Origin of the sequence: Streptomyces roseoverticillatus, from assembly GCF_000719265.1 — a bacterium.
Lineage (GTDB): Bacteria > Actinomycetota > Actinomycetes > Streptomycetales > Streptomycetaceae > Streptomyces > Streptomyces roseoverticillatus.
Genome location: NZ_JOFL01000009.1, coordinates 44,767 through 59,114, shown reverse-complemented (window position 1 = coordinate 59,114; position 14,348 = coordinate 44,767). Strand labels below are relative to the sequence as shown.

Genomic DNA, 14,348 nt, shown 5'->3' with positions numbered 1-14,348 from the left:
GGGGCGGTCTCCGGGCGCGATGGGGGCGCGGTGCGTACCTCGGGGCCGCCGCCTGCGCGCGGGGGGCGGCCGGGGCGGGCGCGGCGGGCGATGAGGCCGTCGTCCCAGATGCCCGCGGAGGTGCGCGGGCGGGCGGCGGCCGGAGGGGCGGACGGATCGGTGAACGGAGAAGAAGGGGGTGAAGGGGGTGAAGGGGGCATTGGAGGCGCGGGCGGAGGGGCGGACGGAGCGGCTCCCTCGGCGGGGCGGTCGGCGGATCGGTCGGTGGGGCGCACGGTGGTCACCTCTCCCTCTGCAGTACAGACAGCGCGGCGATGAGCTCGACCTGGTGGTCGGGGGTGACCTCCAGGGCTTCCAGCGGGGCGGTCCGGCGGTCGCGTTCGGCGTCGAGCACGCCGTCGAGGCACTCGGCGAGGAGGTGACCGCCGCGGTCGCGCAGGCGCAGGGCGCCCTGGGCGCCGAGCAGTTCGGCGAGGCTCTCCCCCGCCGGGCGGGCCTGTCCGCCGCCCAGCAGGGCGGCGGCGAGGAGGGCGGCCGCCCGGTCGGCGTCGAGACCGGCCCCGCGCTCGGCGGCCCGCACCTCCTCCTCCGCGAGCTCCTCCAGGCAGCGCCGCCAGCGGCGCACGGCGACGCCGATCCGGCCGACCGCGCCGTCCGGGTCGCGCGGGGCGAGGACAGCGTCCGCGGCGGGGTCGCCCGCGCAGGCCGCGGCGACCTCCTCGTCGGCGGCGGCGACGGCGCAGCCGACCAGGGCGGCGAGGGCGGCCGTGAGCGCGCCGAGCAGCTCGTCGGAGGTGCTGTCCTCGGGGTGTCCGCGCCAGTGGGTGAGGGCGTCGCCCGCGAGGGCCTCCCCGGCCGCGACCCCGTCCCGTACGCGCGCCGCGGCCTTCGCGTACGCGTCCTCCACGCGCTGGGTCAGCCGGACCGCGGCCGCGTGCTGGACGGCGGCGGCGCCGGCGAGCCCGGGCAGCCGCGAGCCCAGGGAGGCCAGCAGTCCGGCGACGGTGCGGGCGGAGGCCACGGCGCGGGCGGCGGGGTCCTGCGCCCGCTGGTGCAGCCAGGCGCGCAGCCCCGCGACGGCGGTGTCGGGCAGCAGCCCGGTGCCGCCGCCCGTGGACTCCGGGAGCTCGGGGATGGTGAAGCGCGGGACGTCCCCGAGGCCGGCGGCGGCCAGCAGCGCCCCGTAGTGCTTGGAGACCTCGGTGGCGACCTGATGGGGCACCCGGTCCAGCACAGTCACGAGAGTGACGTCGTACTCCTTGGCCGTCCGCATCAGGTGCCACGGCACCGCATCGGCGTACCGGGTCGCGGTGGTGACGAGTACCCAGATGTCCGCCGCGCAGATCAGCTCGGCGGCGAGTTCGCGGTTGCGGGCGACGAGGGAGTCGATGTCGGGGGCGTCGACGAGGGCGAGCCCGGGCGGCATCGCGCGATCGGTCTCGATGCGCAGGGACGGGGGCTCGCCGGCGTCCTCCTCGTCGCCGCGGCGGGCGTCGGGGTCCGGGTCGTAGAGGGTGGAGACGTCCTGGGCGGGCACCCAGACGCGCCGCAGTTCGGGCAGGACGCGCTGTCCCGCGAACCAGTGGTGGTCGTCCGGGTGGCAGACCAGTACAGGCGTACGGGTCGTCGGCCGCAGCACCCCCGCCTCAGTGACCCGCCGCCCCACCAGGGAGTTGACGAGGGTGGACTTGCCGGCCCCCGTCGAGCCCCCGACGACCGCGAGCAACGGCGCTTCGGGGGCGCACAGGCGGGGCACCAAGTAGTCATCGAGTTGCGCCAGGAGTTCGGCACGGTTCCGGCGGGCGCGGGCGGCGCCGGGAAGGGGAAGGGGGAAGCGTGCGGCGTCGACACGGTCACGCAGTGCGGACAGTGCGTCGAGCAGTCGGGGCCGTACGTCCAAGGTCGCCACACGTGCAGAATGCCCAATTCTGGTGTGATTTTGAAGCGTATAGGCCATGGCGCGCGAGGCGTGGCGCACGGGGCTCAGGCATAACGAGTACACAACACCCGTCGCCTGAGGCGTGAAAAACGGTGCAAGATTCGTACCTGCCTGCGATTATCAGGACCGCTTCACTAAACCTCCACATCGTGGCACGGAGGTGAAGCAACCGGGACGAGGTGAGCGGAGCCCTATCCTTGTCCCCGGCAAGGTCACGGCACCACCGAGCCCGGGGCTTCAGCCGTCCGCGACACCGCCGCACACACCGGCCCCCGTAGCTCAGTGGATAGAGCAGGCGCCTTCTAAGCGCTTGGCCGCAGGTTCGAGTCCTGCCGGGGGCGCTCGCTCCACACTGCACGCCCCTCCCGTCGGGAGGGGCGTTTTTGCTGGTCAGAGCGACGTGAGACGGTGACTGAAGCCCACAGAGCAGTGCACCACGTGGTGCACTGCTGTGCGGCTGCGTCCGGCTGAAGCCGGCCTGGAACGGCTCTCGGCGGGTGTTCTTCCCGAAAACCTCCCGAAGTTCTGACGGGCGACCCGCCGCGGTCACTGCGAGGCGCGAGCCGTGCCGGGGAGTTGTTGCGGCCCCTCGATGCGCTTCTGGAGGTCCGCCAGCTGACCGGTGATGCAGCGGGCGTAGGTGGCGAGGAGGACGGGGACGCTGTTGCCGGCCCACTCGGCGACCTGGGCGGGCGGGATGCCGCTGTTGAGCCAGGTCGTCAGGCAGGTGTGGCGGAGGTCGTAGACGCGCTTGCCGACGGGTGAGTCGTACTCGTGCTCTTTGAGGACGGCCCTGCGAGCCATGCGCCAGACGCGGCGGAACACCGATCCGGCGAGCAGCCCGCCCTTCTCCCCCGCGAAGAGGAGGTCGCCCGGCTTGAGGCCGTCTCGCTCGATCAGGTCGCGGAGGATCGCGACTAGCGCGGGATGGGCGGGGACGGGACGGGTGTCGCCGGCGGCACGGCCCTTGAGGTCGCGGGTCTCGTGGACCGTTCCGTTGTCGGTCCAGGCGCTGCCGACCTCAGGTTCGGCGGTGTGGACGAGCAGCTCGCCCCAGCCGGACTCGGGCAGTGTGGCGGCCTTGCGGCGCAGGGCCACGGCTTCCTCCGGGCGCAGACCCGCGTAGTAGAGGGTGGCGAAGAAGGCGTGGAGGCGGTGGCCGGTGCGGGGGCGGGCCGCGATCCAGGCGAGGAGGAGGGCGACCTGGGTGGGGTTGAGGAGAGAGCGCTTGTCGATGGCCTGGGCCGGCTTGGGCGGGGCGTTGTCGTCCTTGCCCTTGGGCAGCGGATTGGTCTTCAGGATCTTCTCTCGGATGGCGTACTTGATGACCACGTTCAGGATCCGTCGCTCGCGGTTGACCGAGCTGGCGGCCGCGCGCCTGCCGTCCAGGAGCGTGTTGAGCGCGAGCATGACGTTGTCCACGTGCTTCGTGTCCTCCCAGGCGCTCATGGCGAGGGAGTGGCGCCGGATCCAGGACAGGATCGTGCGGACCTCGGGCGGCGCTTCGTCGCGGCGGAGCTTGTTGAAGGCGTACTCGCGTAAGGCCTTGCGCACGGCGACGGGGTCGAACTGCTTGGGCTGTGTGCGCAGCAGCGCGATAGTGGCCTTGGTGAGGGCCTTGGCGGTGTTCTTGCGGTTGTTCGCCGAGATGCGGGCCCATTTCATGTCGACGTACTGCAGGGCGAACGCGTACCAGGTCGTGACCTCAGCAGCCGGCGTGGCGTGTGAGACCGGTCTACCGGTCTCCATGTCGAAGGGCTCGCCGTTGTTCGCGGCGACGAGGAGCGTGGCGCGGAAGGACTCCGCGAGAGGGCTCGTCTTGTAGGTCTCTCCGTGACGCCTGCCGTTGACGGACCAGCGGACGGTATAGGTGGTGCCGCGCTTGCCCTCGTAGATCTCGGTCTCGTAGAAGCTGACTTTGAAGGACCGGGTCGTCATGCGCGGTCCTCGCAGTCGGTGAGCCAGTTGTCCAGGTCGTCCCTGCGAATGCGCAGGGCTCCGTTCGGGAGCCGTATGCAGCGCGGGCCACGGCCCTTCTGGCGCCAGTCGTAGAAGGTCGAGCGTGCGATGCGCAGTTCCTCGCAGAGCTCGTCCACGGTCAGCTTGTCGCCGCCTTTACGGCCACGGGTCGTCACGTGGCCTCCATGCCGGTTCCAGCGGCCCCGGGCGGCGGGGCGTCGTCGATGTGGTGCATGCTGGTGGCACCTCCTGAATCCTTTGCGGGATGGGGAGGCCGGGGCAGCGGGCGTCCTTGCCGGGTAGACCGCTGCCCCGGGCGAAGTCAGAACAGCTGGGCGCGGTTCCAGGCGTGGTACTCGCGGCGGACGTAGGCGCGGCAGTCCTCGCCGGTGACCACGTCGGAGCCCCTGAGGCTTAGACCGCTGTGCGTGGCGTCGTACTCGACCAGCCGCCTCGCAGCCGCTTCCGCGGTCTCAACCGCTTTGGCCGCGACCTGCGGGGCGTACGTCGCCACCTCTTCCATCGCGATGCGATCGAAGACAGCGGCCTTGCGGAGCCAGAACTCCCGGCTCTGCTCCGTGCCGTCCGCGCCGGAGGAACGGGCCGCCCTCGCCTGCCTGAGCACCCAGACGATCTCCGAGAGAATGCGGGGAGCGCCTGCGTACGCAGCGGCGGGGTCAGTGCTGTGCGCTGCGTCTGTCACTGCTCCGCCTCCGGCTCCTGGATCGTGCGGGAGGTGAGGAGCAGGTGGTGGAGGGCCGTCTCGGCCTGCTCGCCGTACGCGTAGGCGACGTCTGCCAGACCGGACAACGACCCGTGGCTCAGCTCCCCGGAGTGGTCGAGCCTGCGGGCCGCGACGATCGAGCGGAGCAGGGCCAGGCGCCTCTGGCCGTCCCAGTTGCCGAGGTCTCCGCGGAAGTCGGGCAGCGGGCCGCTCGGCACGAGGTAGTGGTCCGTCTGATCGCGCTGGAGCTCGACGTACCGCGGCCGGTACCCCTTGATGACTGCGAGGAGTGCTGCAGCGGTGCCGTAGGCGTACGTGAGGGCGAGGTTCTCGTACAGGTCGGCCGTCATGCGCTGGTAGGCGCGGGACAGGCCGCGGACCTGGCCCAGGGCAATGTCGCAGGGGCTGACCTTGTACTCCCCGCGGATGTTCACGTCGCCGGTCACCAGCCGCAGGCGGGACGGCTCGATCTGCCACGAGGCGACCTGGGCCGCCTGGTGCGCGAGCCGCATCTCCCGGGCCGCGGACCCGAGGGCGAACACACTCGCCGTTAAGTCGTCGAACCACGCGATGGTGGTGGTGTTGGACATGGGCGTCCTTTGCGTCGTCGGAATTGCCGAGCCGGGCTGTCCGGCCCTCTGCACGACCCCACCTCGGAAGGAGTTGAGGCCGCACAGGGAGCCGTCAGTCGAGGGCCGGGGCCGCCGCGCTCTCCACGGTGTGGAGTAAGAGCGAGCGGAGGTCGGTGCCGATGACGGCCTTGAGGCGGTGCTCGATTGCGTGCCAGGACACCGGGTCAATGGCCATGAGCGCGGCGATAGCGGCCGGCCCTTTGCCCTCTTCGATGGCCGTGAGCGCATCGCGGAGCTCTCCAGAAGCCATGAGCGAGATCTTCTGCGGGGCGGAGCGGTTCTGCTTTTCCATGGGAGGGATTCCTCCTGATCACTTGTCGATGGCGGGGATGGCATGGGCGATAGCGCCCATGACCTGATCGATGGGTCCGGCGGCTCCGGTGCGGCTGAGGTAGTAGCCGAAGAGGATGGCGACCGTGGCGCCGCCGATGCCGACGGTCTTCGAGCGGAGGAGCATGGCCAGGAGCAGGCCGAACAGCACGAGCGCGGAGAGGGAGAAAGACATCGCGGGGCTCCTCGGAGAAGTCAGCGTCGGGCTTTGCCGGTGCCGTCGCGGTGGAGCTCCACGACGGAGTTGTAAAGGCGCCGGCCGACGCGCAGGCGCAGGCCCTGCCCCTCGCACCGGCGGCATTCGCGGCCGCGCTTGAGCCGACCGCTGCGGGTCTGGCGGATCTTCGCTCCCCATCCCCCGCATTTGCGGCACGCGCCGAACGGGCTGACCGCGCAGATCACGGCGTAGCAGAGCGTGAGGAATATGAGGCCGGGCATAGCGTCGAGCAGGGAACTCATCAGAACCCTCTCCGGATGGGAATTCGGGCGGTGCCCGGGGAGCACCGCTAGGCGCTAGTGCGCAGGTCAGACAGGTTTTGTGCTGCTAGCGGGGGTGCTAGACCTAGCGGGTTGTCCTGCTAGGCCCGAGGGTGGTTGCGGCTATGCCGCGGCGCCGGTGCCGTCACGTTCCGCGAGTGCTCTCAGGACGTCGGCGCGCTTGATCCCGCGCCGGTTGGCGCCCTTGCCGTCCTCCGTGGTGCCCCACACCTGCACGGTGCGGATGCGGTACGGCTTCAGGGCTGCGGTGAGCTGTTCCGCAGTCCATGCGCCGTACGTGTCGGGCCGGAGCTCGGCGAGTGCGACGACGATCGCCTCGTTCCAGAGCTTTTCCTTGCCGGCGGGAAGCGTCGTGAGGAGATCCGAGAGCAGGTCGTACGACGGGCCGGCCGCCTCTTCGGGCTGCTCCCCCAGCGCGTGACCGGCCAGGCTGCCGAGGCGCTCGCGAGTCTTCCGGGCCCGCAGGGCGATGACTTCAGCCTCCACGGCATTGATCTCGGCAGCCCGGACGATCCGTGCGTCCGCACCTTCGCCGAGGAAGTAGCAGATGCCCTTGTCGGCCCAGGCGAACATGGTTCCTCGTACGCCCCGCTTGTACGCTCCCGTGCCGAGGACCATGTCGTTCTCGACGTGGCTCATGACTTTCAGGCACCAGCGGGCCGAGGCGTTCGCGGAAATCCCCTTGGGCAAGCTGCCCTCGTCCGGCCGCTGAGTGGCCAGCAGCAGCACGATTCCCGTTGCAGGGCCGAGTTTGACGAGGTCCGTGCAGATCTCCTCAAGCTCCTTGCCGTACTTCCGGTGCTCGAACCACTTCTGGCACTCGTCCACTCCGACCACGACCGGGTGCAGACCGAGGGACCTCTTCGAAGCGAGCTCCGTCGTCACCTTCGACTCGGGGCAGACATCCCGCGGCAGCGAGCGGATGACATCCGTACGGCGCTGAAGCTCAGCCTTCAGCTCACGCATGGAGGTCAACCCGTAAAGGATGTCCTCGTCGCGATTGCCCGCCCGGTGCCGAAAGCCGACGGCATTGCCCACAGGGTCGAGATCGCCGGTCCCTTTCAGGTCGTAGCTGTGTACCTCGGCGCGCGGGTCGAGCGCGGCGATAAGCAGCAGGAGACGCAGAAGGTAGGTCTTGCCCATCCTCGGGATGGCGCCGATGACGCCCGCCAAGTACATGAGGGTGATGTCCACCCAGCGTCCCCGCTGATCGGTTCCCCACGAGATGGGCTTGAACAGATCCACCGTGCCGGCCTTGGCGAGGGGCCATGCAGGCTGCGGGGCCTGTGCCATGTCTTGATCGCCGACCCACAGCCTCAGGCGGCCGGTGTGCTCGTTCGGAACCGCCTCCGGCCACACCGTTCCGAGCGGCCGCCGGAGACCGGAGGCCAGCCGCTCCCGGCGGTCCACGACGTCCGTGACGGTCACGCCGTGAGGGAGATCCCCCTCGGCGAGCCAGCCAGGACCGTCACGGGTGATGGGAGCAGTGAAAACGAACCCGTCCCCGCCCTTCGACCGCGCCTGGTTAATCCCCTGAATGCCGAGTGAGCCGAGAGCACGAAGGACGATGTCGCTCGTGAGCCTTGTCGCCCTCGGGATCTCCACTGCCCTGTGGATCACCGGCGCATCGGCCGGTTGCCCCAGCCACCCCGCAGCCATCGTCAGAGCAAAGCCGCACAGCGCGAGCAGCCATTGCGGCGCCATGACGTAGAGCACGAGCGCCGTGGTGATCCCCGCGATCGAGGCCACGAACGCGACGGCCGCCCGCCAGCGGACACGACGGTCCCTCTGACGCGAGAGCTGCAGGTACTTGACGATGTCGTCGGTGGCCGCCGCGTACTGCCGGAACGGCTCGCCTTCGGCATCGGCGACCCATCGCAGCCTGCCGCTGACGAACCGTGCGGCACCCTGCGGCGCCTGCAACGCGAGACGAAAGGCGTACCACGGCGTGCGCACCGCGTGATACGCGGACACGTGCCAGGCGTACGCGGCGACGCCCTTGCCGGCCGCGAGGAATTCCTGACGCGACTTCGCCCATGCCGGGATGACCGGGCGGCGCTTCGCGCCCTGAGCCCGATCCGCCAAGCCGGGGCCCGACGCCGCGCACGGGCTGTCGACGGAGACAGCCGGTCCGACAGGGCGACCCTGGCCTAACGCGGGGTTCGCCGTCAGTTGGTCGTTCACGTGACCCCTCCAAAGCCGGGACGGGACGGACACACGGAGCGGAGCCGTTCAGACGCGGAAGCGCCGCGGTCCGGTGACGCGCGCCCAGCACTGGTACGTGATCGCCACGGCCTTGAAGCCGCCCAGGCCGGCGAGCAGCGTCAGCAGCCAATCCGCGCCGATGGCCTCGGCCGACCGGCAGCTGATGTAGGCCACGAGGAGCGCGAGGCCCAGGAAGACCAGGGCCACGACGCTGCGGGTGGTCGAAGCGGGCGGGACGTAGCGCCCCACGACGACCAGGGAGCACGGCTCAACGAAGCTGAGGCCACCCCCGTTCGGGCGCCGTAAGACGACGAGCTTTCCTTCTCCGTGATCCGCGACCCCGGCCACGGTGCCGAAGGAGAGGTCCTCCTGGCTACGGGCGATGTCGCCGACGGTGAGCTGCATGCGATCCACCTCTGAGGTCGAGAACAGTGCAGGCGCGGGAAACGCGCACGTCCTCCGGACGCGCGACAGCCGCTGACGACTCATCAAGAGGTCAAGTCCTCAAGTCCTCTTAAGGAGTTCGGAGTTCAGACTGGGACTATGACGCGGGTCTCACCAACTCGTCAAGTCCTCTTGAGGAGTCGTATGCTGAGCGCCACCGGCACGACGGAACGGGTGAGTACGGATGGCCAAGGCGTACGAGCGGATTGCGGACGGCCTGCGAGAAGCCATCCGTGCAGGTCAGCTGAGCGCCGGAGACCGTCTCCCCTCGGAGACGGCCCTCGCGGAGGAGTACGGGCGCAGCCTCCCCACGATCCGCGAAGCGCTGCGGCTCCTGCGCGACGAGGGGCTGATCGAGAAGCAGCACGGCCGCGGCAACTTCGTCCGTCAGCCGCGGGCGACGGTCCTCCGAACGAACGTCAGGCACCAGTGGGAGAAGGACCGCGTCCAGCAACCCGAAGAGCAGCGGGCGAAGACCGGCGCCACGGAGCATGACACCGGCCTGTCGCTGAACGATCTGGTCTTCCGGGCGTCCTACCGCGAGATCAAGGCGAGCAAGGATCTCGCGCAGGCTCTCGGCGTCACGGAAGGCGAAGTGCTCCTGGAGCGCACCTACCGGACGCGGTACGCAGCGGAGCGCGCGCCGTTCGCCCTGGTCACTTCCTATCTCGTCCGCGACATGGTCGCCGCGAACCCGGACCTCCTGGACGAGTCCAAGGAGCCGTGGCCGGGCGGCACCCAGAACCAGCTCTTCACGATCGGCATCGAGCTGGACCGCATCGAAGAACACGTCACCGCCCGGCCGCCCACCCCGGAAGAAGCCGAAGAGCTGGAACTCCCGCCGGGCACCGCCGTGATCCTGCTGCGCAAGACCTCGTACGACACCAACGACCGCGTTGTGGAGCTCTCCGACATCACGCTGCCCGGCGACCGCACGGAGATGCTCTTCACCACTCCCCTGGAAAGGTGGTGAGTGCCGTGCGCCGGCGCATCATCATCGTCACCGCTGTGCACGGACCGTCCGCCCACCACCTCCACGACGCCTACAAGTCGCTGTGCGCTCAGGAGCTCCCCGAGGACTGGGAGTGGCACTGGTTGATACAGGAAGACGGCCAGACGGACGACGTTGCCCCGCACGTCCCGGACGACGAGCGCGTGACCTTCCGCCAGGGTCGACGCGGGGGCCCCGGGGTGGCCCGGACGATGGCTCTGGCACACGCGGACGGCGAGTACGTCAAGATTCTCGACGCCGATGACCAGCTCCCCCCGGGCGCCCTGGCCCGCGACATCGCCGTCCTCGAACGCGACCCCAGCATCGGCTGGACCACGTCCCGCGTCCTGGACCTGCTCCCCGACGGCTCCACCGTCGGCTTCGCCCAGGACCCGGACGACGGGCCGATAGAGATGGGCGCCGTCCTCGAACACTGGCGGGCGCACAACTACCGCGCCCAGGTCCACCCGGCGACCCTGTGCGTCCGCCGGGAACTGCTCCTAGCCCTGGGCGGCTGGATGGCGCTGCCGGCCTCCGAGGACACCGGGCTCCTGCTCGCCCTGGACGCCGTCAGCCGCGGCTACTTCATCCGCGACGTCGGCCTCCTCTACCGCAAGTGGCCCGGACAGGCGACGGGCCAGGCCGCGCACACGGACGCCGTGGAGCGGGACGCGCGCATGGCCGTCGTAGAGGCGCGGGCGCAAGCGCTGGCCTACCACCGCTGGAACTACCAGCCGGCTAGCTGACGGGCATCTCGTAGACGATCACGCCGAGGGAGGCGGGCACGACGATGTCCGCCGTCTCGACTGCTCGTCCATCGTCGCTGTAGTACGTCCGCTGGATGCGCGTCACGAGCGCTCCCCGCTGCACGCCGAGGAGTGTCGCCTCCTCGGCGGTCGCCTGCCCGGGCTCCGGCTGCTCCACCACGCGGGTGACCGTGATGCCGATCTCCGCCATGCGGGCGACTACGCCCTTGCCGGCGTGAGGACCGCCTTCCGGCAGCACCACCAGCGTGTTGGCCGTGATGCTGTACGGCTCCCAACTGGTGGAGAGCTGAACGGGCTTGCCGTCGGACAAGAACTCGTAGACGGTCCGGACGCAGAGATCCCCTTCGGCGATGCCGAGTCGAGCTGCGATGCCTGCGGGCGCCGGAAGCTTGGCCTCCGTGCTGCTCTCCCACGTGCCGTGCTTGCCGAGGGCGGACATGTCCGCGGCGAAGGGCGACCCATCACGCTGCTCGCGGTGCCGCGTCCGGACCATGCGCAGGCGTGCGCGCGGCTCGGCGACGTACGTCCCGGACCCTGCACGCCCTTCCAAGACGCCTTGTGAGATCAGGAGTTCCTGCGCTCGGCGGATGACGTTCTCACCCACGCCGCCGCACTCCTGCGCAAGCTGCGCACGCGACGGCAGCCGGTCGCCCGGCGCCCACTCCTGATCCGCGATGCGCTGTCTCAGCAGGTCAGCGACGCGGAGATAAGGCGGCTGCTCACGCATGTGGAAAATCTAGTCCACTAGCCCTATTCTAGTTAACTAGCTTCACGCACTGTGATCCCGTGGCGACGGAGGAACACCTTGTGGCCGCACGCAGCAACCGCGCCGACCACATCGCGGCACGCCTCTCGGCTGCTGGTTTCACTCCGCGCGTGAGGCACCGGAAAGGCCGCATCCACGTCGAGACGGAAGTCCCGAATCCGGTCTCGACCGCGGCATGGCAAGAGCTCTTGAAGGTGCTGGGGACGGCCGACTCGTTCGGGCTGGTCACCAGCGGAAACGGCCGCATCGCCTGGGCCGCCGTCGACAAGGAAACCCCCGCGGCAACGGGTGCTGCCCGGGGGCACGGCCGTCAGCTGTGAGGAGCTGATCAACGTGATGGACCTTATCCGCCGGGCCCTTGAGTGGGCCAGGCGACAATTCGTTCCCGCCGCGGAGCCGGAACACCACCGCGCTCCGGCGGAGCTCCGGCCCGCCGAGGAGACCACTCCGCCGGCCCCGCCCATGCATCAGCCGCAGTGGTGCGCAGCACTACGCGACGCCGAGGAGACGGCACTCGTCCGCCTGTACGTGACGGCCGAAGATGAGCGCGCCCGGCGGCGGCTGGATCCTCGCTGGCGTCCCCTCGCGATCGGCCTGTCCTGGACCGTGGCGGAGGCGCACTGATGATCGAGGAAATCGCCACATCCATGGGGACGTACCACCACGTGCGCGTTCAGGTCACCGGGAAGACGGTCCGGATCGGAGACGTCATCGACTTCGGAGGCCGGGGATTCACGGTGGTCTACGTACTCGACTTCTCCAACGGCACAAGGGGCTTGCGCTTCCGCACAGGGGAAGAGCTGTTCGTGGAGCCGGACGAAGAACTGTCCGCTGTACGGACCATCAGGAAGCGGTGAAGCCCACCATGGCAGGCCGCTACCAGACCATCGCAGAGGACCTCCGCCGGCTCATCGCCGCCGGAAACTGGCGGGCAGGCGAGCAACTCCCAGCGGAGGCGGAACTCGCCTCGCTGTACAGGGCCAGCCGCCCCACGCTGAGGAGCGCTCTGGATCTGCTCCAGGCCGAAGGGCTGGTGGAGAAGTTCCACGGCCGAGGCAATTTCGTACGGAGGCCCGGCGACCGCACGGTCTACGACAGCGCACGGCACACGTCGGATCGCCCACCGGCGCCCTGCTCCGCGCTGCGCGTCAGCGTCGACGTCCGCCGGGTGAAGGCGTCCGCGGGTGTGGCGTCACTCCTGCAGGTACGAGCCGGCTCCCCAATGACCGAGTACGAGTACGTCAGCTCCGCCGGTATCTCGGTACGGAGCGTGGCGCGCCTGTACGTCCCCCACAAGGTGGCGAAGCTCGGCCGCCCCGAAGCGCCTTTGTCTCCGTGGGGCGACAACGTTCGGGAGCTGCTGACCGCAGCCGGAGTGCACGTGGCGTCCAGTGTCGAGCGTGTCACGTCCCGACTGCCGAGCGCCAAGGAGAGGGAGCTATTCCGCAGTCCCGCGCCTGTGCTGGTTGTGGAACGGACGTCGAGGGACGAAGCGGGGCAAGTGGTGGAGTGGGCGCTCCTGCTCCTTCCAGGCGACCGCGCGGAAGTCCTCTTCACCACACGCACGCACGTCGAAAACCGGGAGGAAGCTGGATGACGTCCGACGCGATCGGAAGAGACCCCAGGACAGAGGACGACGGTGGTCGTCTCGACTGGCGGCTCCTGCCGTGGACCTCCCCAGATGACAAGCCATGCTTCCTGAGCCCGGTCGAGGGCCAAGGAAGGCTGTCTCGATACGCCGACGCTGTGGAAGCAGCGCAGATGGATATCGGGGCGGATGTGCTGGCGGACGCGGAGAAACTCCTAGCCAACCCGGAGGCACGCTGCGATCACCTCCGGATCGCGCTTCAGCAGACGGCCAAATCGCTGAGCGACGTCCTACGAGTGGCAGAGAGCCGGGGCGGTCGCTTGCCCGCCCCGGACCTCGATGAGGCGTGCCAGCCGTAACAGCGGCAGCTACCACGGTCCGGCCCCTCGGGGCCGGACCGTTTGCGTTCAGGGCAGCACATCAGCGTCCACGTGCGAGAAGACGAGATCGCCCTCCTCCACAAGAGGTCCCCGCACACGAGCAAGCGGGGCGCCGGCACTTCGAAGAGCGGCAGGGTAGCTCTCGGCGGCGTAGTCGTTGGGCTGGCGATAGGCGTGAAACCCGAAATGACGCATGGTGGCCAGCAGTTCATCAGCGGAGTCCCCCAGGAGAGCCATGCGCTCAGGGGCCACCTCAACGGTGATCTCTGCATCGGACCGAAGCCGATCAAGTAAGGGAACCATGCCCCGAACCACGCTGCCTTCCGCCCCCTCCACATCAACTTTGATCACGCGCGCGCCGGCAACCTCAGAAGCAGTGAGCACCTCAGTGAGCGGAAGGGCCTGCGCCTCAAAGCAGGACTCCACCGGCCCGTCGTACGGGACGATGCTGTTCGCCCCCATGTTCCGAGAGCTAGCGAGCGTGAACCTCACAGACCGCCGCACGTCGGAGACGGCCACGTTGACCGCCCGTACGTTGCGACAGGCGTTGCGCCGCGCATTCGCCAACACACGTCGGTGGAACACAGGAGAAGCCTCAATGGCAACAACCCGGCCCGCCGGCCCCACCCGACGAGCAGCAAGTAAGCTGAAGTACCCGATGTTCGCCCCGACATCAACGAAGGTGTCGCCGGGTCCAAGCCGCTGGCTGAGCCAATACGTCATGGGGGGCTCCCACGCCCCAAACATGTAGATATACCGCTGGATGAGGTCCTGCGTGTCAACAGCGATATCCGCCCCGAACCGGGTCCGCGCCATGCACCGCCGGGGCCGCTCACGCAGGTAGGGGTTAAGACACTCCGCGGCTAGCCACGACTTCCCCAGCGAGCCAGGACCATACCGCACGTACTGGCGACCGGCCGAGGCTAATAACTCCGCGATACAACTACTCATCCGACACCCACCCAACCGGGTCTGACGTGCCCTCTGAGGATCCCTACGAGCCCCAGTGTCGCACTCGTCGGGGCCGCGCCTCAGGGCCGGACGGCCCTCCTCTCCCGGTCCAGACCAAGGCACAGTATGCGGATGGCGTTACCGCGCTAGATCTTGTACGCGACATCGTCGGCC

Annotated in this window: 19 protein-coding genes and 1 tRNA gene; 8 read left to right on the top strand and 12 right to left on the bottom strand. The window is 69.4% G+C overall.

From position 1 onward, the window contains the following. Nucleotides 1–280: 280 nt before the first annotated feature. Nucleotides 281–1,957, bottom strand: a complete 1,677-nt coding sequence (locus IF61_RS0112610; RefSeq protein ID WP_078660178.1) for a dynamin family protein — start codon at nt 1,955–1,957, stop codon at nt 281–283. A gap of 250 nt (nt 1,958–2,207) precedes the next feature. Here IF61_RS0112610 and IF61_RS0112605 point away from each other — a divergent pair. Then, nucleotides 2,208–2,280, top strand: a tRNA-Arg gene (locus IF61_RS0112605). A 205-nt stretch (nt 2,281–2,485) separates the two neighbouring features. Here IF61_RS0112605 and IF61_RS0112600 read toward each other — a convergent pair. The 9 genes from IF61_RS0112600 to IF61_RS0112560 all read right to left on the bottom strand — a co-directional run bounded on the left by IF61_RS0112600 (nt 2,486) and on the right by IF61_RS0112560 (nt 8,692). Next, the gene (locus tag IF61_RS0112600) at nt 2,486–3,877 is read right to left on the bottom strand and encodes a tyrosine-type recombinase/integrase (protein WP_043188891.1); all 1,392 of its coding nucleotides are present in this window, start codon (nt 3,875–3,877) and stop codon (nt 2,486–2,488) included. Then, nucleotides 3,874–4,074 carry a helix-turn-helix transcriptional regulator gene (locus IF61_RS0112595; RefSeq protein WP_030366420.1) on the bottom strand — a complete coding sequence of 67 codons (201 nt, stop codon included), beginning with the start codon at nt 4,072–4,074 and terminating at the stop codon, nt 3,874–3,876. The genes IF61_RS0112600 and IF61_RS0112595 overlap by 4 nt, the downstream gene beginning before the upstream one ends. A gap of 146 nt (nt 4,075–4,220) precedes the next feature. Then, nucleotides 4,221–4,601 (bottom strand): hypothetical protein, encoded by a 381-nt coding sequence (locus IF61_RS33355; protein WP_052392661.1) that lies wholly within the window; start codon nt 4,599–4,601, stop codon nt 4,221–4,223. After that, the gene (locus tag IF61_RS0112585) at nt 4,598–5,212 is read right to left on the bottom strand and encodes a hypothetical protein (protein WP_030366418.1); all 615 of its coding nucleotides are present in this window, start codon (nt 5,210–5,212) and stop codon (nt 4,598–4,600) included. The genes IF61_RS33355 and IF61_RS0112585 overlap by 4 nt, the downstream gene beginning before the upstream one ends. A gap of 94 nt (nt 5,213–5,306) precedes the next feature. After that, entirely contained in the window at nt 5,307–5,546 is a 240-nt protein-coding gene (locus IF61_RS0112580; RefSeq protein WP_030366417.1) for a hypothetical protein, read from the bottom strand. 18 nt (nt 5,547–5,564) lie between these two features. Next, entirely contained in the window at nt 5,565–5,759 is a 195-nt protein-coding gene (locus tag IF61_RS0112575; protein WP_030366416.1) for a hypothetical protein, read from the bottom strand. A gap of 20 nt (nt 5,760–5,779) precedes the next feature. Continuing rightward, a complete protein-coding gene (locus IF61_RS0112570) occupies nt 5,780–6,043 on the bottom strand; it encodes a hypothetical protein (RefSeq protein WP_030366415.1) in 264 nt (87 codons plus the stop codon). A 141-nt stretch (nt 6,044–6,184) separates the two neighbouring features. Beyond that, nucleotides 6,185–8,266 carry a cell division protein FtsK gene (locus IF61_RS0112565; RefSeq protein ID WP_245684493.1) on the bottom strand — a complete coding sequence of 694 codons (2,082 nt, stop codon included), beginning with the start codon at nt 8,264–8,266 and terminating at the stop codon, nt 6,185–6,187. A 48-nt stretch (nt 8,267–8,314) separates the two neighbouring features. Next, nucleotides 8,315–8,692, bottom strand: coding sequence for a hypothetical protein (locus IF61_RS0112560; RefSeq protein ID WP_030366413.1), 378 nt, complete (start codon nt 8,690–8,692; stop codon nt 8,315–8,317). A gap of 223 nt (nt 8,693–8,915) precedes the next feature. On the opposite strand from IF61_RS0112560, the gene IF61_RS0112555 reads away from it, so the two are divergent. Both IF61_RS0112555 and IF61_RS0112550 read left to right on the top strand, forming a co-directional pair. Next, nucleotides 8,916–9,704 (top strand): GntR family transcriptional regulator, encoded by a 789-nt coding sequence (locus IF61_RS0112555; RefSeq protein WP_030366412.1) that lies wholly within the window; start codon nt 8,916–8,918, stop codon nt 9,702–9,704. Between the two features lie 5 nt (nt 9,705–9,709). Next, the gene (locus IF61_RS0112550; protein ID WP_245684492.1) at nt 9,710–10,468 is read left to right on the top strand and encodes a glycosyltransferase family 2 protein; all 759 of its coding nucleotides are present in this window, start codon (nt 9,710–9,712) and stop codon (nt 10,466–10,468) included. Here IF61_RS0112550 and IF61_RS0112545 read toward each other — a convergent pair. Continuing rightward, nucleotides 10,461–11,216, bottom strand: coding sequence for a GntR family transcriptional regulator (locus IF61_RS0112545; RefSeq protein ID WP_030366410.1), 756 nt, complete (start codon nt 11,214–11,216; stop codon nt 10,461–10,463). The genes IF61_RS0112550 and IF61_RS0112545 overlap by 8 nt on opposite strands. Nucleotides 11,217–11,275: 59 nt before the next feature. Here IF61_RS0112545 and IF61_RS0112540 point away from each other — a divergent pair, with 59 nt between their 5' ends. The 5 genes from IF61_RS0112540 to IF61_RS0112520 are packed head-to-tail and all read left to right on the top strand — an operon-like array spanning nt 11,276 to nt 13,202. Further along, nucleotides 11,276–11,575, top strand: a complete 300-nt coding sequence (locus IF61_RS0112540; protein WP_245684491.1) for a hypothetical protein — start codon at nt 11,276–11,278, stop codon at nt 11,573–11,575. Between the two features lie 13 nt (nt 11,576–11,588). Then, nucleotides 11,589–11,879, top strand: a complete 291-nt coding sequence (locus IF61_RS36280; protein WP_169748819.1) for a hypothetical protein — start codon at nt 11,589–11,591, stop codon at nt 11,877–11,879. Beyond that, entirely contained in the window at nt 11,879–12,112 is a 234-nt protein-coding gene (locus tag IF61_RS36275; protein ID WP_030366407.1) for a hypothetical protein, read from the top strand. Before IF61_RS36280 ends, IF61_RS36275 begins: the two co-directional genes overlap by 1 nt. Next, nucleotides 12,109–12,852 (top strand): GntR family transcriptional regulator, encoded by a 744-nt coding sequence (locus IF61_RS0112525; protein ID WP_052392660.1) that lies wholly within the window; start codon nt 12,109–12,111, stop codon nt 12,850–12,852. The genes IF61_RS36275 and IF61_RS0112525 overlap by 4 nt, the downstream gene beginning before the upstream one ends. Then, a complete protein-coding gene (locus IF61_RS0112520) occupies nt 12,849–13,202 on the top strand; it encodes a hypothetical protein (RefSeq protein ID WP_052392659.1) in 354 nt (117 codons plus the stop codon). Before IF61_RS0112525 ends, IF61_RS0112520 begins: the two co-directional genes overlap by 4 nt. Nucleotides 13,203–13,250: 48 nt before the next feature. On the opposite strand, the gene IF61_RS0112515 is transcribed toward IF61_RS0112520, so the two are convergent. Next, nucleotides 13,251–14,174: an FkbM family methyltransferase gene (locus IF61_RS0112515; RefSeq protein ID WP_030366404.1), complete on the bottom strand. Its 924-nt coding sequence runs from the start codon at nt 14,172–14,174 to the stop codon at nt 13,251–13,253. Nucleotides 14,175–14,348: the final 174 nt, after the last annotated feature.

What these genes read in the sequence shown, in the direction of transcription:
- IF61_RS36275 (WP_030366407.1), top strand. Translation starts at nt 11,879, where the DNA reads ATGATCGAGGAAATCGCCACATCCATGGGGACGTACCACCACGTGCGC.
- IF61_RS0112585 (WP_030366418.1), bottom strand. Translation starts at nt 5,212, where the DNA reads ATGTCCAACACCACCACCATCGCGTGGTTCGACGACTTAACGGCGAGT.
- IF61_RS0112520 (WP_052392659.1), top strand. Translation starts at nt 12,849, where the DNA reads ATGACGTCCGACGCGATCGGAAGAGACCCCAGGACAGAGGACGACGGT.
- IF61_RS0112570 (WP_030366415.1), bottom strand. Translation starts at nt 6,043, where the DNA reads ATGAGTTCCCTGCTCGACGCTATGCCCGGCCTCATATTCCTCACGCTC.
- IF61_RS0112545 (WP_030366410.1), bottom strand. Translation starts at nt 11,216, where the DNA reads ATGCGTGAGCAGCCGCCTTATCTCCGCGTCGCTGACCTGCTGAGACAG.
- IF61_RS0112610 (WP_078660178.1), bottom strand. Translation starts at nt 1,957, where the DNA reads ATGGCCTATACGCTTCAAAATCACACCAGAATTGGGCATTCTGCACGT.
- IF61_RS0112560 (WP_030366413.1), bottom strand. Translation starts at nt 8,692, where the DNA reads ATGCAGCTCACCGTCGGCGACATCGCCCGTAGCCAGGAGGACCTCTCC.
- IF61_RS0112580 (WP_030366417.1), bottom strand. Translation starts at nt 5,546, where the DNA reads ATGGAAAAGCAGAACCGCTCCGCCCCGCAGAAGATCTCGCTCATGGCT.
- IF61_RS0112515 (WP_030366404.1), bottom strand. Translation starts at nt 14,174, where the DNA reads ATGAGTAGTTGTATCGCGGAGTTATTAGCCTCGGCCGGTCGCCAGTAC.
- IF61_RS0112600 (WP_043188891.1), bottom strand. Translation starts at nt 3,877, where the DNA reads ATGACGACCCGGTCCTTCAAAGTCAGCTTCTACGAGACCGAGATCTAC.
- IF61_RS0112575 (WP_030366416.1), bottom strand. Translation starts at nt 5,759, where the DNA reads ATGTCTTTCTCCCTCTCCGCGCTCGTGCTGTTCGGCCTGCTCCTGGCC.
- IF61_RS0112555 (WP_030366412.1), top strand. Translation starts at nt 8,916, where the DNA reads ATGGCCAAGGCGTACGAGCGGATTGCGGACGGCCTGCGAGAAGCCATC.